Annotated in this window: 19 protein-coding genes; 10 read left to right on the forward strand and 9 right to left on the reverse strand. The window is 72.3% G+C overall.

The window, feature by feature from the left end; genetic code table 11:
* Positions 1–76 precede the first annotated feature (76 nt).
* On the reverse strand, positions 77–778 hold the full coding sequence (locus ACZ42X_RS20295) for a DUF305 domain-containing protein (protein ID WP_468291698.1): 702 nt from the start codon (positions 776–778) through the stop codon (positions 77–79).
* A 188-nt stretch (positions 779–966) separates the two neighbouring features.
* On the opposite strand from ACZ42X_RS20295, the gene ACZ42X_RS20300 reads away from it, so the two are divergent.
* Positions 967–2523 (forward strand): LVIVD repeat-containing protein, encoded by a 1557-nt coding sequence (locus tag ACZ42X_RS20300; protein WP_468291701.1) that lies wholly within the window; start codon positions 967–969, stop codon positions 2521–2523.
* Here the strand turns inward: ACZ42X_RS20300 and ACZ42X_RS20305 are convergent.
* From ACZ42X_RS20305 to ACZ42X_RS20325, 5 genes are all read right to left on the reverse strand, one after another.
* Positions 2511–3155 (reverse strand): TetR/AcrR family transcriptional regulator, encoded by a 645-nt coding sequence (locus ACZ42X_RS20305; protein WP_468291704.1) that lies wholly within the window; start codon positions 3153–3155, stop codon positions 2511–2513. The genes ACZ42X_RS20300 and ACZ42X_RS20305 overlap by 13 nt on opposite strands.
* Positions 3156–3286: 131 nt before the next feature.
* Positions 3287–3979 (reverse strand): HAD family hydrolase, encoded by a 693-nt coding sequence (locus tag ACZ42X_RS20310; RefSeq protein ID WP_468291707.1) that lies wholly within the window; start codon positions 3977–3979, stop codon positions 3287–3289.
* Positions 3980–3997: 18 nt separating this feature from the next.
* On the reverse strand, positions 3998–4675 hold the full coding sequence (locus ACZ42X_RS20315; RefSeq protein ID WP_468291710.1) for a phosphatase PAP2 family protein: 678 nt from the start codon (positions 4673–4675) through the stop codon (positions 3998–4000).
* A gap of 42 nt (positions 4676–4717) precedes the next feature.
* Positions 4718–5653, reverse strand: a complete 936-nt coding sequence (locus tag ACZ42X_RS20320; RefSeq protein ID WP_468291712.1) for a M56 family metallopeptidase — start codon at positions 5651–5653, stop codon at positions 4718–4720.
* A gap of 81 nt (positions 5654–5734) precedes the next feature.
* Positions 5735–6307, reverse strand: a complete 573-nt coding sequence (locus tag ACZ42X_RS20325; RefSeq protein ID WP_468291715.1) for a DUF5134 domain-containing protein — start codon at positions 6305–6307, stop codon at positions 5735–5737.
* A gap of 152 nt (positions 6308–6459) precedes the next feature.
* Here ACZ42X_RS20325 and ACZ42X_RS20330 point away from each other — a divergent pair, with 152 nt between their 5' ends.
* Complete coding sequence (locus ACZ42X_RS20330) at positions 6460–7032, forward strand: GNAT family N-acetyltransferase (RefSeq protein ID WP_468291718.1); 573 nt, start codon at positions 6460–6462, stop codon at positions 7030–7032.
* Here the strand turns inward: ACZ42X_RS20330 and ACZ42X_RS20335 are convergent.
* Positions 7029–9614 (reverse strand): ATP-dependent Clp protease ATP-binding subunit, encoded by a 2586-nt coding sequence (locus ACZ42X_RS20335; protein ID WP_468291721.1) that lies wholly within the window; start codon positions 9612–9614, stop codon positions 7029–7031. The two genes, ACZ42X_RS20330 and ACZ42X_RS20335, sit on opposite strands and share 4 nt — an antisense overlap.
* Positions 9615–9737: 123 nt before the next feature.
* On the reverse strand, positions 9738–10421 hold the full coding sequence (locus tag ACZ42X_RS20340) for a glycerophosphodiester phosphodiesterase (RefSeq protein WP_468291724.1): 684 nt from the start codon (positions 10419–10421) through the stop codon (positions 9738–9740).
* 412 nt (positions 10422–10833) lie between these two features.
* Between ACZ42X_RS20340 and ACZ42X_RS20345 the strand changes: the two genes are divergently transcribed.
* From ACZ42X_RS20345 to ACZ42X_RS20360, 4 genes are all read left to right on the forward strand, one after another.
* Positions 10834–12231: a DUF6421 family protein gene (locus ACZ42X_RS20345; protein WP_468291727.1), complete on the forward strand. Its 1398-nt coding sequence runs from the start codon at positions 10834–10836 to the stop codon at positions 12229–12231.
* 29 nt (positions 12232–12260) lie between these two features.
* Positions 12261–13034 carry an SDR family NAD(P)-dependent oxidoreductase gene (locus ACZ42X_RS20350; RefSeq protein ID WP_468292418.1) on the forward strand — a complete coding sequence of 258 codons (774 nt, stop codon included), beginning with the start codon at positions 12261–12263 and terminating at the stop codon, positions 13032–13034.
* A complete protein-coding gene (locus tag ACZ42X_RS20355; RefSeq protein WP_468291730.1) occupies positions 13013–14107 on the forward strand; it encodes a threonine aldolase family protein in 1095 nt (364 codons plus the stop codon). The genes ACZ42X_RS20350 and ACZ42X_RS20355 overlap by 22 nt, the downstream gene beginning before the upstream one ends.
* Positions 14108–14201: 94 nt before the next feature.
* On the forward strand, positions 14202–14801 hold the full coding sequence (locus ACZ42X_RS20360) for a transglutaminase-like domain-containing protein (protein WP_468291733.1): 600 nt from the start codon (positions 14202–14204) through the stop codon (positions 14799–14801).
* Between the two features lie 41 nt (positions 14802–14842).
* Here ACZ42X_RS20360 and ACZ42X_RS20365 read toward each other — a convergent pair whose 3' ends face one another.
* Positions 14843–15565: a lysophospholipid acyltransferase family protein gene (locus ACZ42X_RS20365; protein WP_468291736.1), complete on the reverse strand. Its 723-nt coding sequence runs from the start codon at positions 15563–15565 to the stop codon at positions 14843–14845.
* Between the two features lie 234 nt (positions 15566–15799).
* Between ACZ42X_RS20365 and ACZ42X_RS20370 the strand changes: the two genes are divergently transcribed.
* From ACZ42X_RS20370 to ACZ42X_RS20385, 4 genes are all read left to right on the forward strand, one after another.
* Positions 15800–16150, forward strand: coding sequence for a TlpA family protein disulfide reductase (locus ACZ42X_RS20370; RefSeq protein ID WP_468291738.1), 351 nt, complete (start codon positions 15800–15802; stop codon positions 16148–16150).
* A gap of 79 nt (positions 16151–16229) precedes the next feature.
* Positions 16230–16760 carry a flavin reductase family protein gene (locus ACZ42X_RS20375; RefSeq protein ID WP_468291741.1) on the forward strand — a complete coding sequence of 177 codons (531 nt, stop codon included), beginning with the start codon at positions 16230–16232 and terminating at the stop codon, positions 16758–16760.
* Between the two features lie 250 nt (positions 16761–17010).
* Entirely contained in the window at positions 17011–17796 is a 786-nt protein-coding gene (locus ACZ42X_RS20380; RefSeq protein ID WP_361420131.1) for an electron transfer flavoprotein subunit beta/FixA family protein, read from the forward strand.
* Between the two features lie 60 nt (positions 17797–17856).
* Entirely contained in the window at positions 17857–18819 is a 963-nt protein-coding gene (locus ACZ42X_RS20385; RefSeq protein WP_468291745.1) for an electron transfer flavoprotein subunit alpha/FixB family protein, read from the forward strand.
* Positions 18820–18946: the final 127 nt, after the last annotated feature.

An 18946-nucleotide genomic window follows, 5' to 3' on the forward strand; every position in this document is an offset into this window, starting at 1 on the left:
AGCCGTACGGGGCGGGAGCCGGGCGGGGCCGGAGCCGTACGGGGCGGGAGGCGGGCGGGGCCCGGCCTTGTACCGCCTACATGGAGCGCATCCGGTTGATCTCGGCGGTCTGCTGCGCGATCACGTCGTTCGCCATCTCCTCGATCTGGACGTTGTTGCCCTGGGACAGCACCTCCGTGGCCATGGTGATCGCGCCCTGGTGATGGGTGATCATCAGCTTCAGGAACAGCTCGTCGAAGGCCGTGCCGCGCGCCGCGCGCAGCTGGGCCAGCTGCGCCTCGGTGGCCATCCCGGGCATGGAGCCGTGGTCGTGGGCGTGGGCGTCTCCTTGGCCCCGGTCGGCGGGCGGCGTGGGGCCCGCGTTGCTCTCCAGCCAGCCCTTCATCGCGTCGATCTCCGGCTGCTGCGCCGCGGCGATCCGCGCCGCCACCCTCTTCACCCGCTCCGACGCGGCCTGCTTCGGCGCGAGGGCGGCCATGGTCAGCGCCTGGCCGTGGTGGGCGATCATCATGCGGGTGTACGTGACGTCCGCCGTGTTCGGCCTGTCGTCGGGGCGCTCCTTGGCGGCCTGCTCGGGGGACAGGGTCCTGGCCGGTTCGCCGGGCTTTCCGGGCGCCACCACCACGCCGCCCCCGCCCCCGTCCGCCCTGGCCCGCGCTGCGTCGTCGGACCGCGCCGGCGGCGCCGACTCGCAGGCGCCCAGGGCCAGTACGGCGGCGAGGGCCGCCGCGGCGACGGCGGAGCCGCGGACACGCGCGGCACTGATGCGGTGCGACATGTCGAACCTCCAGGGGCGCTTGGGCCGGCCGGTGGTCATCCTGCCCCGGGGCGGCCCCTTCGCGCGCCCCCCGGTCGAAAACTTTCCTCAACGACCGCGTAGGTGCTCTGTTGAGATGTGCATGCAAAGCAACATACTGCCGGGGTCCGCAACCCGTTCAACTCCGAACGGATCCAAGGGAGGACGCAGTGACCTCGTTGCGCACCACTCACGCGCGGCGGCGCAGACGTCTCGCCGTGGCCACCGCCGCGGCCGGACTGTTCGCCACCCTGCTGACGGCCGGCCCCGCGGCCGCCACACCCGACCCCGGGGACGTGCCGGCCACCCCGGAGAGCGTCTCCGCGCAAGCGGAAGCGGAAGTCCGGGCGGCCATCCGCAGCGGTGAGATACCCGGCGTGGACCAGGTGGTCCACAGCGCGAACATCACCCACCTCGCCAACGTCCCGCACGACGCCTTCACCGGTATCAACTCCGACCTCGCCTTCCAGGGGAAGTACGCCTTCTCCGGCAACTACGACGGCTTCCGCGTCTTCGACATCAGCAACCCCAAGGCACCGGTCACCGTCGCCCAGGTCCTCTGCCCGGGCGCCCAGAACGACGTCTCGGTCTCCGGCGACCTGCTCTTCCTCTCCACCGACTCCTCGCGCAGCGACAGCTCCTGCAGCAGCACCTCGCAGCCCGCGACCGAGAAGTCGTCCTGGGAGGGCATGAAGATCTTCGACATCAGCGACGTCCGCAACCCCAAGTACGTCGCAGCCGTCGAAACCGCCTGCGGCTCGCACACCCACACGCTCGTGCCGGAGCGCCGCAACGTCTACGTCTACGTCTCCTCGTACGCGCCCAGCGCCGCCTTCCCCGACTGCCAACCGCCGCACGACGGCATCTCGATCATCAAGGTGCCGCGCAAGGCGCCCGAGAAGGCGGCGGTGGTGAACTTCCCGGTGCTCTTCCCGGGTGAGGGCCCCGACGGCGGCGGCAACCCCGGCGGGCCCACCAACCCGGGCGTCTCCAAGACCACCGGCTGCCACGACATCACGGTGCTGCCCTCCAAGGACCTCGCCGCCGGCGCCTGCATGGGCGACGGCATTCTGATGAACATCGAGGACCCGGAGAACCCGAAGGTCATCGACCGCGTCCAGGACAACGTCAACTTCGCCTTCTGGCACTCGGCGACCTTCAACCAGAAGGCGAACAAGGTCGTCTTCACCGACGAGCTCGGCGGCGGCGTCGGCGCCACCTGCAACGAACGCACCGGCCCGAACCGCGGCGCCGACGGCATCTACGACATCGTCGGCAAGGGCGAGCAGCGCAAGCTCGTCTTCCGCAGCTACTTCAAGATCGACCGCTACCAGGCGGACACCGAGAACTGCGTCGCCCACAACGGCTCGCTGATCCCGGTCAAGGGCAGGGACATCATGGTCCAGGCCTGGTACCAGGGCGGGCTCTCCGTCTGGGACTTCACCGACTCGGCCAAGCCCAGGGAGATCGCCTACTTCGAGCGGGGCCCGCTCACCACCGACAAGCTGACCACCGGCGGCTCCTGGTCGGCGTACTACTACAACGGCCACATCTACTCGAACGACGAGCGCAAGGGCTTCGACGTCCTCCGGCTCGACGACCGGCGTACGGACCCGGCGAAGCGGGTGCGCATGCACGAGCTCAACGTGCAGACGCAGCCCGACTACTTCGACGACTTCGACGACGACGACGACAACGACGACAACGACGGCGATTACGACGACTGACCGACCGCCTCGCCCCGCGTTCCGCCGGACGGCGCCCCGTCGTCCGGCGGAACGCCGAGCTCCCAGTCCAGCCCGTACCGCTGGAACAGCTCCGCGCGCAGCCGCGCCCGGGGCATCGGCGCGCCCGGCAGCAGCACCGCGAAGACCGCGCCCATCAGCAGCGCCCGCAGCAGCGGGTAGTCCGCCTCGACGTCGCGCACCCCGTAGCGGGCCACCGTGTCCCGCAGCAGGGCGGCCAGCCGCTGCTGCTCCGGGCACTGCACGAAGCCCTCAGCCTGGAGGATCCCCGCCATGTGCGTGCGCATCAGGACCGGCCGCTGCACCGCCAGGTCCAGGATCGCGTCGATGGCGCGCGCCAGCCGCTCCCGCCCGTCGTCGGTGCGCGGCTCCCGCTCCAGGGCCGCTTCCAGGGTCAGGTGCATCAGCCGGTGCACCGCGGACTGCAGGAGCTGGCGCTTGCCGGGGAAGTAGTACGAGACCAGACCGCGCGCCGAGCCCGCCCGGTCCGCGATGTCCGCGAGCGTGGTCGCCTCGTAACCCCGTTCGCCGACCAGCTCCACCGTCGCCTGCAGCAGCCGCTCCCGGGAACGCCGCCGCAGTTCTTCATTGACCGATGCGCTCCGCGGGGACATGCTTAACTCCTGCGTTGACTGGCTCTCAGCCAATATACTCAGGGCACCCTCGCGCGACGCCCCTGTGGTCGTCCGGCGGGGGCTGGTGTCATGCGGACCGGGCGACGCGGGGGATCGTCCGGTCCCATGGCCTACAGCAGATCCAGCACCGTGCGCAGCGCCGCCGGCCGCTCACGCGCCGGCAGGTGGTCCACGAAGTGCACCGCGCAGCCGACTCTCGCCGCGCCGCCGTCCGCACGGCGGTCGTCGCCCACCATCAGCGCTTGCCGCGGCTCCCTCCCCAGCGCCTCGCACGCCGTCCGGAACAGCCGCCCGTCCGGCTTCTGGACCCCGTGTTCGTACGAGAGGGCGTACGCGTCCACGAACCGGTCCAGCCCGTGCGCGCGGAACACCGGGCGCGGGTCCCACCCGATGTTGCTGACCACGGCGACGCCCACCCCGCGCTCGCGCAGCGCGGCGAGCACCTCGCGCGCGTCGGGGTACGGCTCCCAGGCCTCCGGCGTCATGTGGCGGTCGTACAGCGCGTCGTACAGCGCCGGGTCCGGCAGCCGTACCTGGCGCGCCAGGGCTGTGTACGTGGCGCGGTGGTGGTCCGCGGTGACGTCACGGGTCGCCCACCACTCCGCCAGGTGCTCCGGAATGTGGCGCGGGGCGCTGCCGCCCGGCAGGGCCCCGGCGGCTTCCAGCTCCTCGGCCCAGCGGGCGACCGCGTCGGGCGGGGCGGCGATCCCGGAGGCGTCCAGGACGGCGCGCAGCCAGCGCTCGGCCGGCTCGATGCGGAACAGGGTTCCGGAGAAGTCGAAGAGGACGCACGTGATCGTCATGCCGGTATCCCTGCCCGCTCAGCGCCGGCGCGACAACACCGTCCGTTCGTACGCCAGGACGGCGACGGCCACCACACAGGCGCCGAGGAGCCAGCCCCCCAGGACGTCCGTCGCCCAGTGGACACCGAGGTACACCCGGGTCAGACCGACGCCCGCCACCGACACGGCGCCGGCCACCGCGACCCCGCGCCACGCGCGCGTGCCGGGGCCCCGCCCGTACCGCGCCAGCAGCCACAGCAGCAGCCCGAAGGTGAGGGCGGCGGTCATGGCGTGCCCGGACGGGAAGGCCGCGAAGTGCGCGGTGTCCACGGGGTCGCGCCACTGCGGCCGGTCCCGGCCCACCACCGTCTTGAGCGTCTGCTGGAGGGCGGCCCCGAACAGGCTCACCGCCCCCGTCCACACCGCGAGGAGCCGCTCCCGGGCCCGCCAGAGCCACACCACGGCCAAGGCCGTCACGGCACGCATGGTCCACGGGTCCCAGACCCAGTCGCTCAGCACCCGGTTGACGCGCGTGAGCACCGGGCTCCGTACGGCCGAGTCGTGCAGCCCGTCCGCCACCGCCCGGTCGAAGGCGACCAGCGGCCCCCATTCGACCGCCACCAGCACCAGCAGCACTCCCGCGAGGGCGCCGGAGCCCAGCGCGGCGGCGGAGGCGGAGGGGGTGCGGGTGGGCGGGGGGAGTGTGGGGGAGCGCATGAACCGATCCTCCCCGACAATGGGGCGCGCTAACAGGACCGCTTACCCCAGCGCCCGCAGCGCCGGGACGAACGCCACCAGCACCGGCACCGCCGGGACCAGCGTGGCGGCTGCCGTCAGACGCAGGCGGCGGGCGGCCGTGAGGCGCGGGGTGGCCGCCAGCAGGCGGTTCACCCGCTGCGGCAGCTGGGCGTCCGGGGCGGGGCCCGGGCCGAACACGCCCCGGTGCTCGTTCAGTTCCACCAGCGCCAGCGCGATCGTGAGCCGCCCGTACCGCCGCGACGCCACGTCGTCGGCCGCCAGCTCCACCAACCGGTGCATCTCGTCGCGGAACGCCGCGAACACCGGCACCTGGGGGAAGCCCGTCGCCAGGGCCGCCGAGCAGTGCAGCAGCCAGTCGTGCCGGGCGCGCGCATGGCCCTGCTCATGGGCGAGCACCGCGTCCAGTTGACGCCCCTTCAGGCGGCGCAGGGCGGCCGTGGTGACGACGAGCCGCGGCTCGGCCCCCGGCAGCCACCAGGCGTCCGGCCGGCTGCCCTCCAGCGGCACCAGGGGGTCCTCGTACCCCTTCTCGCCGGGCAACAGCGGCGCCCGTACGAGGAGTTCGGCGCGACGGCGGCGGCTCCGCGCCCGGGCGCGGCGTATCTCGCGGGTGAGCATGGCCGCGCTCCACAGCCCGCCGCAGGCCAGCAGCACCGCGAGCACGGCGGACCACGGGCCGTGCTCGGCCAGGGCGTACGCCTCCATCACGCCCCGCGGCGCGGGCGCGAAGACGTGCCCGCGCACCGCGTGCCAGGCGGCCGCCGCACTGAAGGTCATCGACAGCGCGAAGCTCACCAGCACCGAGGCCACCACGCACTGCCACACCCACAGCGCCACCACCGGCTCGCGCTCCGCCCAGTCGGCCCGGGCCAGCAGCCGCGGGGACGCGCATGCGGTCAGAACGCCGAGTGTGAGCAGCGCGAGGGAGACCACCATGGGCCTCACCTTAAGAGCGCGCCCTACCCCTCGGTACGGTCTCGCGCGCCAAGTGACGCACGCCACGGTTTCGCAGAGGCGTCAGAGCGACAGCAGCATCGCCAGCATCGCCAGTCCCATGGACACCCGGCAGGCGAGCACCATTCCGGGCGCAGTCCCCGCCGGTTCCCCCCTTCCGGCCACCCCGAGCGGCACCGCCCCTGCTCCCGGAACGGTCACCGGGACCAGCCGGTTCCCGGCCCGCAGCACATAGACGGCGTAGTACGCCAGCAGCACGCCCGTCAGCAGCGGCACCCCGGAGCCGCCCGCGACGCCGTGCCCCGCGTGCGCCCCGCCGCCTCCGCCGGACATCGCCACCGCCATGTACACCATGGCCAGCGACCCGACGAGGTGGTGCAGGTGACCGGTCCCGCGCCGGGCCGCCCACCACAGCGCGTGCAGCGCGGCGGCCCCGAACACCACGGCGTACACGGCCCAGGCCCCCGGCGCGGAGAAGGGCACCGCCATCGCGGCCATCCCGAAGCCCATCAGCGCCTCGCCCGCCGCCGCCGTACGCTCGGCACCGGTGCAGCGCCTCATCCGCGCCAGGCAGTACGCGCCGGTCACCGCGCACAGCGCCACCAGCAGCCAGCCGGACATCGCGGGTCCGTGCACGGCGTACCTCCCCGTTCGACGAGACGGCTCGGGAGAGGCTGCCCGCCCCGCCGCAGGCGCATACGGGCGCAGAGTCGTACGAGGGGAGCGCGCGAGGCGCGTCACCCGACCGGGTTACCCTCGCACGCGGAACACCCGTACCGAGGAGGGTCATGGACACCGCACCGCCGCAGGACGCCCCGGAGCTGACCTACCGCGACGCCGTCGAGGCCGACGTCCCCGCGCTCGTCGAGCTGGTGCAGTCGGCCTATCGCGGTGACAGCAGCCGCGCGGGCTGGACCACCGAGGCCGACTACCTCCAGGGCCAGCGGACCGACCCCGAGGGCGTACGCCAGATCATCAGCGCGCCCGGCTCCCGCCTGCTGGCCTTCGAGCGCGACGGCGCGATCGTCGCCTGCTGCCAGCTCGAACACCGAGGCGACGCCGCGTACTTCGGCATGTTCGCCGTCCGCCCCGGCCTCCAGGGCGGCGGCCTCGGCCGGCGGATCCTCGCCGAGGCGGAGCGCCTGGCCGTCGCCGAGTGGGGCGCGCGCGAGATGCACATGACGGTGATCTCGATCCGCGAGGAGCTGATCGCCTGGTACGAGCGGCGCGGCTACCGCCGTACGGGGAAGACGAGCCCCTTCCCGTACGACGACCAGCGCTTCGGCGTGCCCCAGCGCGACGACCTGGAGTTCGAACTGCTGGTCAAGGAGCTCACCCCGGCGCCTGCGGACACCCCCTAGGACGGGCCCGGCTCGGCCGGCTCCTCCGTGCGGAACGTCAGCCGCCCGTCGTCCACGCCGACCCGTACCCGTGCGCCCGCCGGGAGGCGGCCGTCCAGCAGCAGCCGGGACAGCTCGTTGTCCACCTCGCGCTGGATCGTGCGGCGCAGCGGGCGGGCGCCGTACTCGGGCTGGTGGCCGCGGCGGGCGATCCAGTCGACCGCCTCCGGCTCGAACTCCAGCGTGACGTCCTGGGCGCGCAGCCGGCGCCGCGTCTCCTCCAGCAGCAGGTCGGTGATCCGCCGCAGCTGGTCCTCGTCGAGCCGCCGGAAGATGACGATCTCGTCGATGCGGTTGAGGAACTCGGGGCGGAAGTGCTCACGCAGCGGCCGCAGGGCCCGCTCGCGCATCGCCTCGTCCTCCGCCTCGGTGTCCGTCGCGCCGAAGCCCAGCTGGCCGCGCCCGGTGCCGATGGCCTCCGAGCCGAGGTTGCTGGTCATCACGATGACCGTGTTCTTGAAGTCGACGGTGCGGCCCTGCGAGTCGGTCAGCCGCCCGTCGTCCAGCACCTGGAGCAGGATGTTGAAGACGTCCGGGTGGGCCTTCTCCACCTCGTCCAGCAGCAGCAGCGAGTACGGGTGGCGGCGCACCGCCTCCGTCAGCTGACCGGCCTCCTCGTGCCCGATGTACCCGGGGGGCGCGCCGACCAGGCGGCTGACCGTGTGGCGCTCCTGGAACTCGCTCATGTCCAGGCGCACCATCCGGTCCTCGCTGCCGAACAGCGCGTCCGCCAGCGCCCGCGCGAGCTCGGTCTTGCCCACGCCGGTCGGGCCCAGGAAGAGGAAGCTGCCGATCGGGCGGCTCGGGTCGGCGAGGCCCGCCCGGGAGCGCAGGACCGCCTGCGAGACGGCGGTGACCGCCTCGTCCTGGCCGATGACCCGCTTGCGCAGATGGTCCTCCAGGCCGAGGAGCCGTTCCTTCTCCTCCTGGGTCAGGCTGCTGACCGGGATGCCGGTCTGCCGGCTGACCACCTCGGCGACGTCCTCGGCGGTGACCTCCAGGACCCGGCCGTCGCCCGCCGCCGGTTCGCCGCGCCCCGCCTTGATCCGTTCCTCGATGTCCTGGACCCGGTCGCGCAGCTCGGTGGCCTTCTCGTACTGCTCCGCCGCCACCGCCTGGTCCTTGTCCCGCAGCAGCTGCTCGCGCTGGCGCTCCAGGACCCGGATGTCCGCGTCGCCCGAGTTGGCGCGCAGCCGCACGCGGGCGCCCGCCTGGTCGATGAGGTCGATCGCCTTGTCCGGCAGGAACCGCTCGGTGATGTACCGGTCGGACAGCTCGACGGCCGCGAGCAGTGCCTCCGGCGCGTACCGGACCTGGTGGTGGGCCTCGTACCGGTCCTGGAGCCCGCGCAGGATCTCCAGCGCGTCCTCGGGGCTCGGCTCCGGGACCAGGATGGGCTGGAAGCGCCGGGCGAGCGCCGCGTCCTTCTCGATGTAGCGGCGGTACTCCTCCATCGTCGTGGCGCCGATGACGTGCAGCTCGCCGCGGGCGAGGGCGGGCTTGAGCATGTTGCCCGCGTCCATGGAGCCGCTCTCCGAACCGCCGCTGCCGCCGCCCGCGCCGACGACCGTGTGCAGCTCGTCGATGAAGACGACGAGGTCGTCCGTGTGGGAGCGGATCTCGTCGATGATCGCGTTCATCCGCTCCTCGAAGTCGCCGCGGTAGCGGGTCCCGGCCACGACGCCCGACAGGTCCAGCGCCACCACCCGGCGGTCGCGCAGGGTGTGCGGTACGTCCCCCTCGACGATGCGCTGCGCCAGCCCCTCGACGATGGCCGTCTTGCCGACGCCCGCGTCCCCGATCAGGACGGGGTTGTTCTTGCCGCGCCGGGAGAGCACCTCGACCGTCTGCTCGATCTCCAGCTCGCGGCCGATGACCGGGTCGATCCGGCCCTGCTTGGCCATGTCGGTGAGGTCGCGGCCGTACTTGTCGAGGTTCGGGGTGCTGCGCTGCGGCAGCGGCCGGTGGTCCACGCCGGAGTCCGACCAGCCGCCGGGCGGTACGCGCGGGGCGCCGGACGCGCCCGGCACGGACCCGGGGTCGAACCGCGCCTGCGTCAGGATGCGGCCCGCGGCCGAGTCGGGGTTGGCGGCGAGCGCCGCCAGCACGTGCTCGGGGCCAATGTAGGAGGCGCCGGTGTGCCGGGCCAGGTCGTGGGCGTCGAGCAGCGCGCGCTTGACCGCCGGGGTGACGGCGATCCGCGACTGCGGCGGTCCCTCACCGGCCGTCCGGTCGATCTCCGCGACCATCGCGTCGGGGTCGGCGCCCGCGCGGGCGATCAGGTCGCGGGTCGGCTCGGTGGTCAGCGCGGCCCGCAGCAGGTGCTCGGTCTCCAGGTCCGGACTGCCGTGCTCGGCCGCGTACGAGGCGGCGTCGCCGACCATCCGGCGGGCCGGCTCGCTCATGAGCCGGCCGATGTCGATGTACCGGGGCCCGGACCGGCCCGATCCGGACGATGACGTTCCGCCGCCGAAGAAACGGGCCAGGAACTCGCTGAAGGCGTCGGGGCCGAAGCCTTCCGGGCCCATGAAGCCGCTGCTCATATGTGTCCGTTCCGTCCGTTCCGGTGTCCTGGGGTGGCTGGGACACCTCGCGGGTTCCCGAGCGCATTTCGGTTACACCTGTGACGAACGGGACCAGGCGGTCTGTGCGGACGCGGTGGGCGCTCAGGCGGTGAAGCGGCTCGTGCGGCGGATCTCCGGGTGGTCGGTGGTCACCCCGTCCAGCTCCAGCGCCCGCGCCAGCCGCAGGTGCTGCTGCGTGTTGACCACCCAGCCGATGATCCGCAGCCCCGCCTCCCGCGCCCGCTCGGTGGTCTCCAGGGTCAGCCGCCGGATGTTCAGCGCCAGCGTGGCGGCGCCCACGGCGTGCGCCCGGTCCGCGATGTCCGCCTCCCAGCGGCTGGCGATGAGCACGGTCCGTACGCCGGGCACCAGCCGGGCGATCTCGGCGACCGCCTCGTCGTGGAAGGACGACACCTCGACCCGGCCCGTCAGGTCGCGCCGGTGCATCACCTCGGCGAGCGCGCGGGCCGCCGCCACGTCCTTGATCTCCGCCTGGAGCGGCGCGTCCACCGCGTCCAGGACCTCCTCGAAGACGGGGATCCGCTCGCCCAGGCCCGCGTCGAGGGCCCGCAGCTCGTCGAGGGTCTTGTCGGCGATGGGGCCGGTGCCGTCGGTCGTCCGGCCGACGTCGGCGTCGTGCATGACGACGAGCGCCCCGTCCTTGCTCAGATGGAGGTCCAGCTCGATGGCGTCCATGCCGACGCGCTCGGCGCGGCGGAAGGAGCGGAGGGTGTTCTCCGGTTCGACACCCATGACTCCGCGATGACCGATGGTGAGGAAACTCAAGGTCTTCTCGCTTCCTTCGAGGGGCCGGGAGCGCGGTCCGGCTCCGAGTCCAGGACCACGCGGCACGGTCGCAGCAGCCTAACGGCGCCCTCCTGATGCGGAACCGGTCGCGCGGGGGCGGAATGGAGTAGGCCGCTTCCCCTCCCGTGCGCCCCCGGCGCACCCGCCCTCACTCGTACGTGGGCGTGCCGTTCCGGCCGCCACGCACGGGTGGAGGCGGTCGTGGCCGGAACCATGCCTGGGGACGTACCGCCGTCCGGCGCGTGATGCCGCCGCCCAAGCCCCCTCAGGCAGGAAAAACAGCGGCGACCACGGGGGGTCGGCAGGATAATTTATTCTTGAGCCCCTTGTGGCGGAGAACCGCCCATGGATACGGTGCCTTAACGCGAGGTTCTCCCGTGGAGGAAGAGTGATGACGGAAATTCTTGTGCAGGACGCTGTCGGCGCGGCTGTTTCGGCCGACGCCAGGGTGATCGACCACCCGGCCTGGCCCGAGCTCAAGAATGCCGTGGAAGAGATCCGCACCTGGCAGTCCGCGGACGGCTCCATAGACCTCGACGCCGAGGGCGCCCCCGCCCGTGCCACGGTCGACGCCGCGCTCGACCGCGTCGCCACCGCCGTGGAGCAGCTGTCGCCGCTGCTGCCGCACGACGCCGCGTACCACCGCGCCGCCGTCGCCGACCTGCGCAAGTGGGCCGCGAGCGGCTACGCCGTGCCCGACTTCCTGGACTCGCTGCTCGCGTTCCAGCCCGCCGCCCAGCGCGTCGACGGCCTGCAGCACCTCGTGGTGTTCCCGATGTACACGCAGAACGGCAACCCGGACCGCAACCTCGAAGCCGTCGTGCTGCGCATGGTCTGGCCGGAGTGGCTCGCCGAGCTGGAGGCCACCCGCTACGACAACCCGCTCTTCTGCGGCATCACCTTCGAGGACTTCACCTCCGGGTACGACACGCACTCGGCCGTCCTCTTCCCGGAGACCATCGCCGTCCGCGAGGCCCCCGAGCGCTTCAGCTGGGGCGGCATCTTCTGCGACCGCGAGGCCGCCCGCTTCCGCCGCGTCACCGAGGCGGCCGTGGACATCCTCGGCATCGACCTGCCCCACGACATCCGCGAGATGCTGGGCGACCAGGAGCGGTGCGAGAAGGCGTTCGTGCTCTGGGACATGGTCCACGACCGCACCCACAGCCACGGCGACCTGCCGTTCGACCCCTTCATGATCAAGCAGCGCCAGCCGTTCTGGATGTACGGCCTGGAGGAGCTGCGCTGCGACCTCACCGCCTTCAAGGAGGCCGTGAAGCTGGACGCCGAGGGCAACGCGCACGGCCGCGACGTGCAGTACGCCGTGCTGTTCGACCGGATGTTCCGCTTCCCGGTCTCCGGTGACCGCAACCGCAACTACGACGGCCTCGGCGGTCAGCTGCTCTTCGCGTACCTCCACAAGCACGATGTGCTGCGCTGGACCGACAACACCCTGAAGATCGACTGGGAGCGGGCCCCGCAGGTCACCAACGAGCTGTGCGCGGAGATCGAGAAGCTCTACCGCGACGGCATCGACCGCCCCAAGCTCGTTCACTGGTTCGCGGCGTACGACCTCGTCTCCACCTACCTCGCCCCGCACCCGGGCTCCCGCTGGGCCAAGGGCCCCGACGCCCTCGACCTGAGCCTGCCGCCGCGGAAACTGGTGGACGACGTGCTTCCGGACGAGTTTCCGCTCAGCATGTTCTATGAGGCCCTCGCCAAGAAGCTCAAGAGCGTGATCGCCTCCACCAAGGGGATCACCGCGCAGAGCGCAGAGCAGGTCGCCGCGTGAGCTCTCGTACGCAGGAGGAGGCGACGCCCATGAACGGCAACGGCAACGGCAACGGGAACGGCAACGGAGCGCTCGAAGGCGCGGTCATCGCGGTGGCCGGAGCGGCGGGCCCGGCCGGCCGCGCCACCCTGCTGCGGCTGGCGGCGGCGGGCGCGACGGTCGTCGGCGCCGACTACGACCCGGAGCGCCTCGCCGAGGCGGTCGACGCCGCCCGGTACATGCACGGCGGAGCCACCGTCACCGGCGACATCGTCGACCTCCTCGACCTGAACGCCACGCGCGAGTGGGCCGACAAGACCGAGAAGGAGTTCGGCCGCATCGACGGCCTGGTCCACCTCGTCGGCGGCTGGCGCGGCAGCGCCTCCTTCCCGGAGACCAACCTCGCCGACTGGGAGCTGCTGGAGAAGCTGCTGATCCGCACCGTCCAGCACACCTCGCTCGCCTTCCACGACGGGCTGCTGCGCAGCGACCGCGGCCGCTACCTCCTGGTCAGCGCCGCCGGAGCGACCAAGCCGACCGCGGGCAACGCCGCGTACGGCGCCGCCAAGGCGGCGGCCGAGGCGTGGACGCTCGCCCTCGGCGACGCCTTCCGCAAGGCGGGGGGCGAGGCGGGGCCCAAGGCGGCGGCTGCCATCCTGGTGATCAAGGCACTGGTGCACGACGCCATGCGCGCCGAGCGCCCGAATGCGAAGTTCGCGGGCTTCACGGACGCCAAGGACCTGGCCGACGCCATCGCCGGCGTCTGGGAGAAGCCCGCCCAGGAAGTGAATGGACAGCGCCTGTGGCTGACCCCCAAGCCGTGACCCCCGCCGCCGTCAGGACCGACGCCCGGCGGCGCCACGACCCGACCGTACGCGGCTTCGCCAGCGACAACTACGCCGGCGCCCACCCGGAGGTCCTCGCGGCGCTCGCCCTCGCCAACGAAGGCCACCAGGTCTCGTACGGGGAGGACGTCTACACCGAGCACCTCCAGCGGATCATGCACAGCCACTTCGGCCCGACCGCCGAGACGTACCCCGTCTTCAACGGCACCGGGGCCAACGTCACGGCCCTCCAGGCGCTCACCGACCGCTGGGGCGCGGTCATCTGCGCCGAGTCCGCGCACATCAACGTGGACGAGGGCGGGGCGCCGGAGCGCATGGCCGGGCTGAAGCTGCTGACCGTCCCGACCCCGGACGGCAAGCTGACCCCGGAGCTCATCGACCGGCAGGCGTTCGGCTGGGAGGACGAGCACCGCGCCATGCCGCAGGCCGTCTCGATCACCCAGAACACCGAGCTCGGCACCGTCTACACGGTCGACGAGATCCGCGCGATCGTCGAGCACGCCCACGGCCTCGGCATGAAGGTCCACCTCGACGGCGCCCGGATATCCAACGCGGCCGCCTCGCTGGACGTCCCCATGCGGGCGTTCACCAACGCGGTCGGCGTGGACGTCCTGACCTTCGGCGGCACCAAGAACGGCATGCTCATGGGCGAGGCGGTGGTCGTCCTCAACCCGGACGCGGCCCGCCACATGAAGCACCTGCGCAAGATGTCGATGCAGCTGGCCTCCAAGATGCGGTTCCTGTCGGTGCAGTTCGAGGCGCTGCTCGCCAAGGATCTGTGGCTGCGCAACGCCCGGCACGCCAACGCGATGGCTCAGCGCCTCGCGGAGGGCGTGCGCGCGGTGGACGGCGTCGAGATCCTGTACCCGGTGCAGGCCAACGCGGTCTTCGCGCGTCTGCCGCACGAGGTCACCCGACGGCTCCAGGAGCGCTTCCGCTTCTACTTCTGGGACGAGTCGGCGGGCGACGTCCGCTGGATGTGCTCCTTCGACACGACCGAGGACGACATCGACACCTTCGTCCTGGCACTGAAGGAGGAGATGGCACGCTGAGGCGCTTCCCAGGCGCCTTCGATACAGTGCATGAATATGCGGTCGGCCGGAAATTCATTGACTTCCGGCCGACCGCTTCCTTAGGTTTGGGGGTATGGAGCTGATTCAGCACACCCCGGAACTCTCCGCGTACCTCGCGGCCGATGAGGCAATCGACCACGAGCACTCGCTGGTACGGGGTATCGCGGCGCGACTCACCGTAGAGCACGTCGACGCATATTCATACGCCAAAGCCGCCTTCGCATACGTCCGTGACACCATCGACCACTCCGCCGACGTCGACGACCCGCGCGTCCCGTGGCGCGCCTCCGACGTGCTCGAACTGCGCGTCGGCATCTGCTACGCCAAGTCCCACGCGCTCGCCGCGCTGCTGCGCGCCCGCTCCATCCCCACCGCCTTGTGCTACCAGCGGCTCACCGAAGACGACGGCACCGATCCGGTGCTGCACGGCCTGGTGGCCGTCCGGCTGCCGGGCCGGGGCGCCTGGGCCCGCCAGGACGCCCGGGGCAACAAGCCGGGGGTCGACGCCCAGTTCAGCCTGGACCGCGAACAGCTGGCCTTCCCCGTACGCCCGGAGCTCGGCGAGATCGACTACCCGGTGCTGTACGCGGCACCGCACCCGGTCGTCCTGAGCGCCCTGCGGGCCGCCCGCGACCGTGAGTACCTGTGGAAGACGCTCCCGACGGAACTCTGAGCGCCGCGGCGCCGGCCGGCCCGGCGCGCTGCCGCCGCGGTTCAGCTGGCCTCGCGCACCTCGGCCGGCGTCGGAGCCGTACCGCCGAGGTGGGCCGGGACCCACCAGGTGTCGCTCGCGTCCCTCGGCCGCACCGGGTACGCGCGCTGCGCCGCCTCCAGCAGCTCCTGCACCCGCTCGCGCAGCCGCCGCGTGATCGCGCCCGCGTACTGGTCGGTGGGCGCCTCCACCGGCTCGCCGACCCGGATCGTCACCGGGATGTGGCTGCGCTTGAAGTTGCGCGGCCGGCCCTTGGTCCACAGCCGCTGGGTGCCCCACAGCGCCATCGGGATCAGCGGCACACCCGCCTCCTGGGCCAGGCGCGCCGCGCCCGACTTGAAGCTCTTGAGCGTGAAGGACTGCGAGATGGTCGCCTCGGGGAACACCCCGATGATCTCGCCGGCGCGCAGCGACTCGAGCGCGTGGTGGTAGGCGGCCTCGCCCTGCTCGCGGTCGACCGGGATGTGCTTCATGCCGCGCATCAGCGGCCCGGAGATCTTGTGCCGGAACACCGCGTCCTTGGCCATGAAGCGCACCAGGCGCTTCTGCGGCAGCGCCGCGAGGCCCGAGAAGATGAAGTCCAGGTAGCTGATGTGGTTGCTGACCAGCACGGCCCCGCCACTGCGCGGGATGTTCTCCGAACCCTGAGTGTCGATCTTCAGGTCGAGCGCCTTGAACATCGTGAGAGCGGCGCCGATGACCGGCCGATAGACGAGTTCTGCCACAGGAGAAGACCCTTCTTCGTCGATGCCTGGGGAGGTTCTCCCGGCGGAAGTTACGCAGCCGTAGGTATCCGGCATGGGGCAGATCGTGCCGCATGTCCGCCCCGCAGGCCAGTCCTGGCGCCGTCGGGAGAGGAGATTCTCGTCACGTCGTGGCCGCTCACAGGGGCTGCGGGAATCAGCCGGGGCCCCGCCGGCGCTGCACGGGACGGCGGCGTCGGACGAGGTGAGGGAGCGGTGACGAAGGACGTGGAGGGTGTGGAGGACGTGGCGGACGCGGGCGGCGTGCTGGGGCCCGGGCAGCTGGGGCAGGCCCTCGGGGAGAGGGCCACGCTCGTGCAGTTCTCCAGCGCCTTCTGCCAGCCGTGCCGCGCCACCCGGCGGATCCTCGCCGACGTGGCGGACATGGTCGAGGGCGTGGCCCACGTCGAGATCGACGCCGAGGAGCACCTCGGGCTCGTCCGCGCCCTGGGCATCGCCAGGACCCCCACCGTGCTGGTGCTGGACCGGGCGGGCCGGATCGTCCGCAGGGCGGCCGGCCAGCCGCGCAGGGCCGACGTCATCGCGGCCCTCGGGCACGCCGTGTGACCGGCCGTGACGCATCTCGCACCTCCTTCGCGGAGTCTCCCTTGACCGCACCCGCCGCGCATCGAAAGGCTGGCGTCCCATGACGGCCCCGTCCGAACTCGACGTTCCCTTCCGGCAGCAGCACGCCACCCCCGACCTCCTCCGCTCCGTCTTCCGGCGGCACGCCGCGGGTGTCGCCGTCATCACGGCGCACGGCACCACGGCCGACGGCGAGCGGCCCGTCGGCTTCACCGCGACCTCCCTCACCTCCGTCGCCGCCGAGCCCCCGCTGGTCTCGTTCGGCGTGGGCACCTCGTCCTCCAGCTGGCCGGTGCTGGCGGAGGCCGAGCACATCGGCGTGCACATACTCGGCGAGCACCAGAGCGAGCTGGCCGCCACCTTCGCGCGGAGCGGCGCCGACCGCTTCGCCCCGCCGACCCGCTGGTACCCCGGCCCCGAGGGCGTACCCCTGCTGGACGGCGTACTGGCCTGGCTGGTGTGCCGCGTCGTGGCCCGCGTCCCCGCGGGCGACCACCGCATCGTCGTGGCCCAGGCGGTGGCCGGTGACCCGGACGGCGCCGGGCGGCCGCTGCTGTACCACCAGGGGCGGTTCAGCGGCCTACGGGACTAGGGGGTGCCTTGCCGGTCAGGCCGGCCTGACCGGCAAGAAACCCCCTGAGGGATCCTGGACGTACACCCCGGTTACTCAGCGTTGGCAAGGTCACAGTTCAAAGCGCTTGCTTACTGGGAAAGCACTGGGTGTACTGACGAGTAATATTTCGTCCGGGGCGGCCGCCGCCCCGAGCGGAAACCGTCCCATCAGGCGCCTATGCTGCGTGCAACAAGGCAGCCCAGTTATGACGATGTGTAGGAGAGCCGGCGTGAGCTTGAGGATCGTTGTCTGTGTGAAGTACGTGCCCGACGCCACCGGCGACCGGCACTTCGCCGATGACCTGACCGTCGACCGCGACGACGTCGACGGCCTGCTGTCGGAGCTGGACGAGTACGCGGTCGAGCAGGCGCTGCAGATCGCCGACGAGGCGGACGACGCGGAGATCACCGTGCTCACGGTCGGCCCCGAGGACGCCAAGGACGCGCTGCGCAAGGCGCTGTCCATGGGCGCCGACAAGGCCGTCCACGTCGAGGACGACGACATCCACGGCTCGGACGTCATGGCCACCTCGCTGGTGCTCGCCAAGGCCATCGAGAAGACCGGCTACGACCTGGTCATCTGCGGCATGGCGTCGACCGACGGCACCATGGGTGTCCTGCCGGCGATCCTCGCCGAGCGCCTGGGCGTCCCGCAGGTCACCCTGCTCTCCGAGGTCTCGGTCGAGGACGGCACCGTCAAGGGCCGCCGTGACGGCGACACCGCGTCCGAGCAGCTGGAGGCGGCGCTGCCGGCCGTCGTGTCCGTGACGGACCAGTCGGGCGAGGCCCGCTACCCGTCCTTCAAGGGCATCATGGCCGCCAAGAAGAAGCCGGTGGAGTCCCTGGACCTGGAGGACCTGGAGCTCGACTCCGACGAGGTCGGCCTCGAGGGCTCCTGGACCAAGGTCGACTCGGCGGCGGAGCGTCCGGCCCGCACGGCCGGCACGGTCGTCAAGGACGAGGGCGAGGGCGGCAAGCAGCTGGCCGAGTTCCTCGCGAGCCAGAAGTTCATCTAGGGCTCGCGCGAGCCACTCACCCGCCCCCAGACTCTTCGCATCGCAGGAGATTGAAGTCCCATGGCTGAAGTTCTCGTCTACGTCGACCACGTGGACGGCGCCGTCCGCAAGCCCACGCTGGAGCTGCTGACCCTCGCCCGCCGCATCGGCGAGCCCGTCGCCGTCGCCCTCGGCTCCGGTGCCGAGGCCACCGCCGCCACGCTCGCCGAGCACGGCGCGGTCAAGGTCCTGACCGCCGACGCGCCCGAGTTCGCCGACTACCTCGTCGTGCCGAAGGTGGACGCGCTGCAGGCGGCGTACGAGGCCGTATCGCCCGCCGCCGTGCTCGTCCCGTCCTCCGCCGAGGGCAAGGAGGTCGCGGCCCGCCTCGCGGTCCGCATCGGCTCCGGCATCATCACCGACGCCGTCGACCTCGAGGCCGGCGACGAGGGCCCGGTGGCCACGCAGTCCGCGTTCGCCGCCTCCTTCACCACCAAGTCCCGTGTCTCCAAGGGCACCCCGGTCATCACGGTCAAGCCGAACTCGGCCGCCGTGGAGGCCGCCCCGGCCGCGGGCGCCGTCGAGGCCCTGTCCGTCTCCTTCTCCGAGAAGGCCACCGGCACCAAGGTCGTCTCCCGCACCCCGCGCGAGTCGACCGGCCGCCCCGAGCTGACCGAGGCCGCGATCGTGGTCTCCGGCGGCCGCGGCGTCAACGGCGCCGAGAACTTCTCGATCATCGAGGAGCTCGCCGACTCGCTCGGTGCCGCCGTCGGCGCCTCGCGTGCCGCCGTCGACGCCGGCTGGTACCCGCACACCAACCAGGTCGGCCAGACCGGCAAGTCGGTCTCGCCGCAGCTGTACATCGCGGCGGGCATCTCCGGCGCGATCCAGCACCGCGCGGGCATGCAGACCTCGAAGACCATCGTGGCCATCAACAAGGACGCCGAGGCCCCGATCTTCGACCTGGTCGACTACGGCGTGGTCGGCGACCTCTTCGAGGTCGTCCCGCAGCTGACCGAAGAGGTCAAGTCCCGCAAGGGCTGATCCCTCGGATCGTTCGGCAGACGTGGCCCGGGGGGGGGGGGGGGGGGGGGGGGGGGGGGGGGGGGGGGGGGGGGGGGGGGGGGGGGGGGGGGGGGGGGGGGGGGGAGGTAGGGGACCGTGCAGGGGA

The organism is Streptomyces sp. NPDC030862 (assembly GCF_055571835.1).

Excerpts from the sequence above, each read along its gene's own strand:
- ACZ42X_RS20315 (WP_468291710.1), bottom strand. The coding sequence starts at position 4,675 with ATGCGCTCCCCCACACTCCCCCCGCCCACCCGCACCCCCTCCGCCTCC.
- ACZ42X_RS20350 (WP_468292418.1), top strand. The coding sequence starts at position 12,261 with ATGAACGGCAACGGCAACGGCAACGGGAACGGCAACGGAGCGCTCGAA.
- ACZ42X_RS20320 (WP_468291712.1), bottom strand. The coding sequence starts at position 5,653 with ATGGTGGTCTCCCTCGCGCTGCTCACACTCGGCGTTCTGACCGCATGC.
- ACZ42X_RS20345 (WP_468291727.1), top strand. The coding sequence starts at position 10,834 with ATGACGGAAATTCTTGTGCAGGACGCTGTCGGCGCGGCTGTTTCGGCC.
- ACZ42X_RS20360 (WP_468291733.1), top strand. The coding sequence starts at position 14,202 with ATGGAGCTGATTCAGCACACCCCGGAACTCTCCGCGTACCTCGCGGCC.
- ACZ42X_RS20330 (WP_468291718.1), top strand. The coding sequence starts at position 6,460 with ATGGACACCGCACCGCCGCAGGACGCCCCGGAGCTGACCTACCGCGAC.
- ACZ42X_RS20375 (WP_468291741.1), top strand. The coding sequence starts at position 16,230 with ATGACGGCCCCGTCCGAACTCGACGTTCCCTTCCGGCAGCAGCACGCC.
- ACZ42X_RS20305 (WP_468291704.1), bottom strand. The coding sequence starts at position 3,155 with ATGTCCCCGCGGAGCGCATCGGTCAATGAAGAACTGCGGCGGCGTTCC.
- ACZ42X_RS20310 (WP_468291707.1), bottom strand. The coding sequence starts at position 3,979 with ATGACGATCACGTGCGTCCTCTTCGACTTCTCCGGAACCCTGTTCCGC.
- ACZ42X_RS20335 (WP_468291721.1), bottom strand. The coding sequence starts at position 9,614 with ATGAGCAGCGGCTTCATGGGCCCGGAAGGCTTCGGCCCCGACGCCTTC.
- ACZ42X_RS20295 (WP_468291698.1), bottom strand. The coding sequence starts at position 778 with ATGTCGCACCGCATCAGTGCCGCGCGTGTCCGCGGCTCCGCCGTCGCC.
- ACZ42X_RS20385 (WP_468291745.1), top strand. The coding sequence starts at position 17,857 with ATGGCTGAAGTTCTCGTCTACGTCGACCACGTGGACGGCGCCGTCCGC.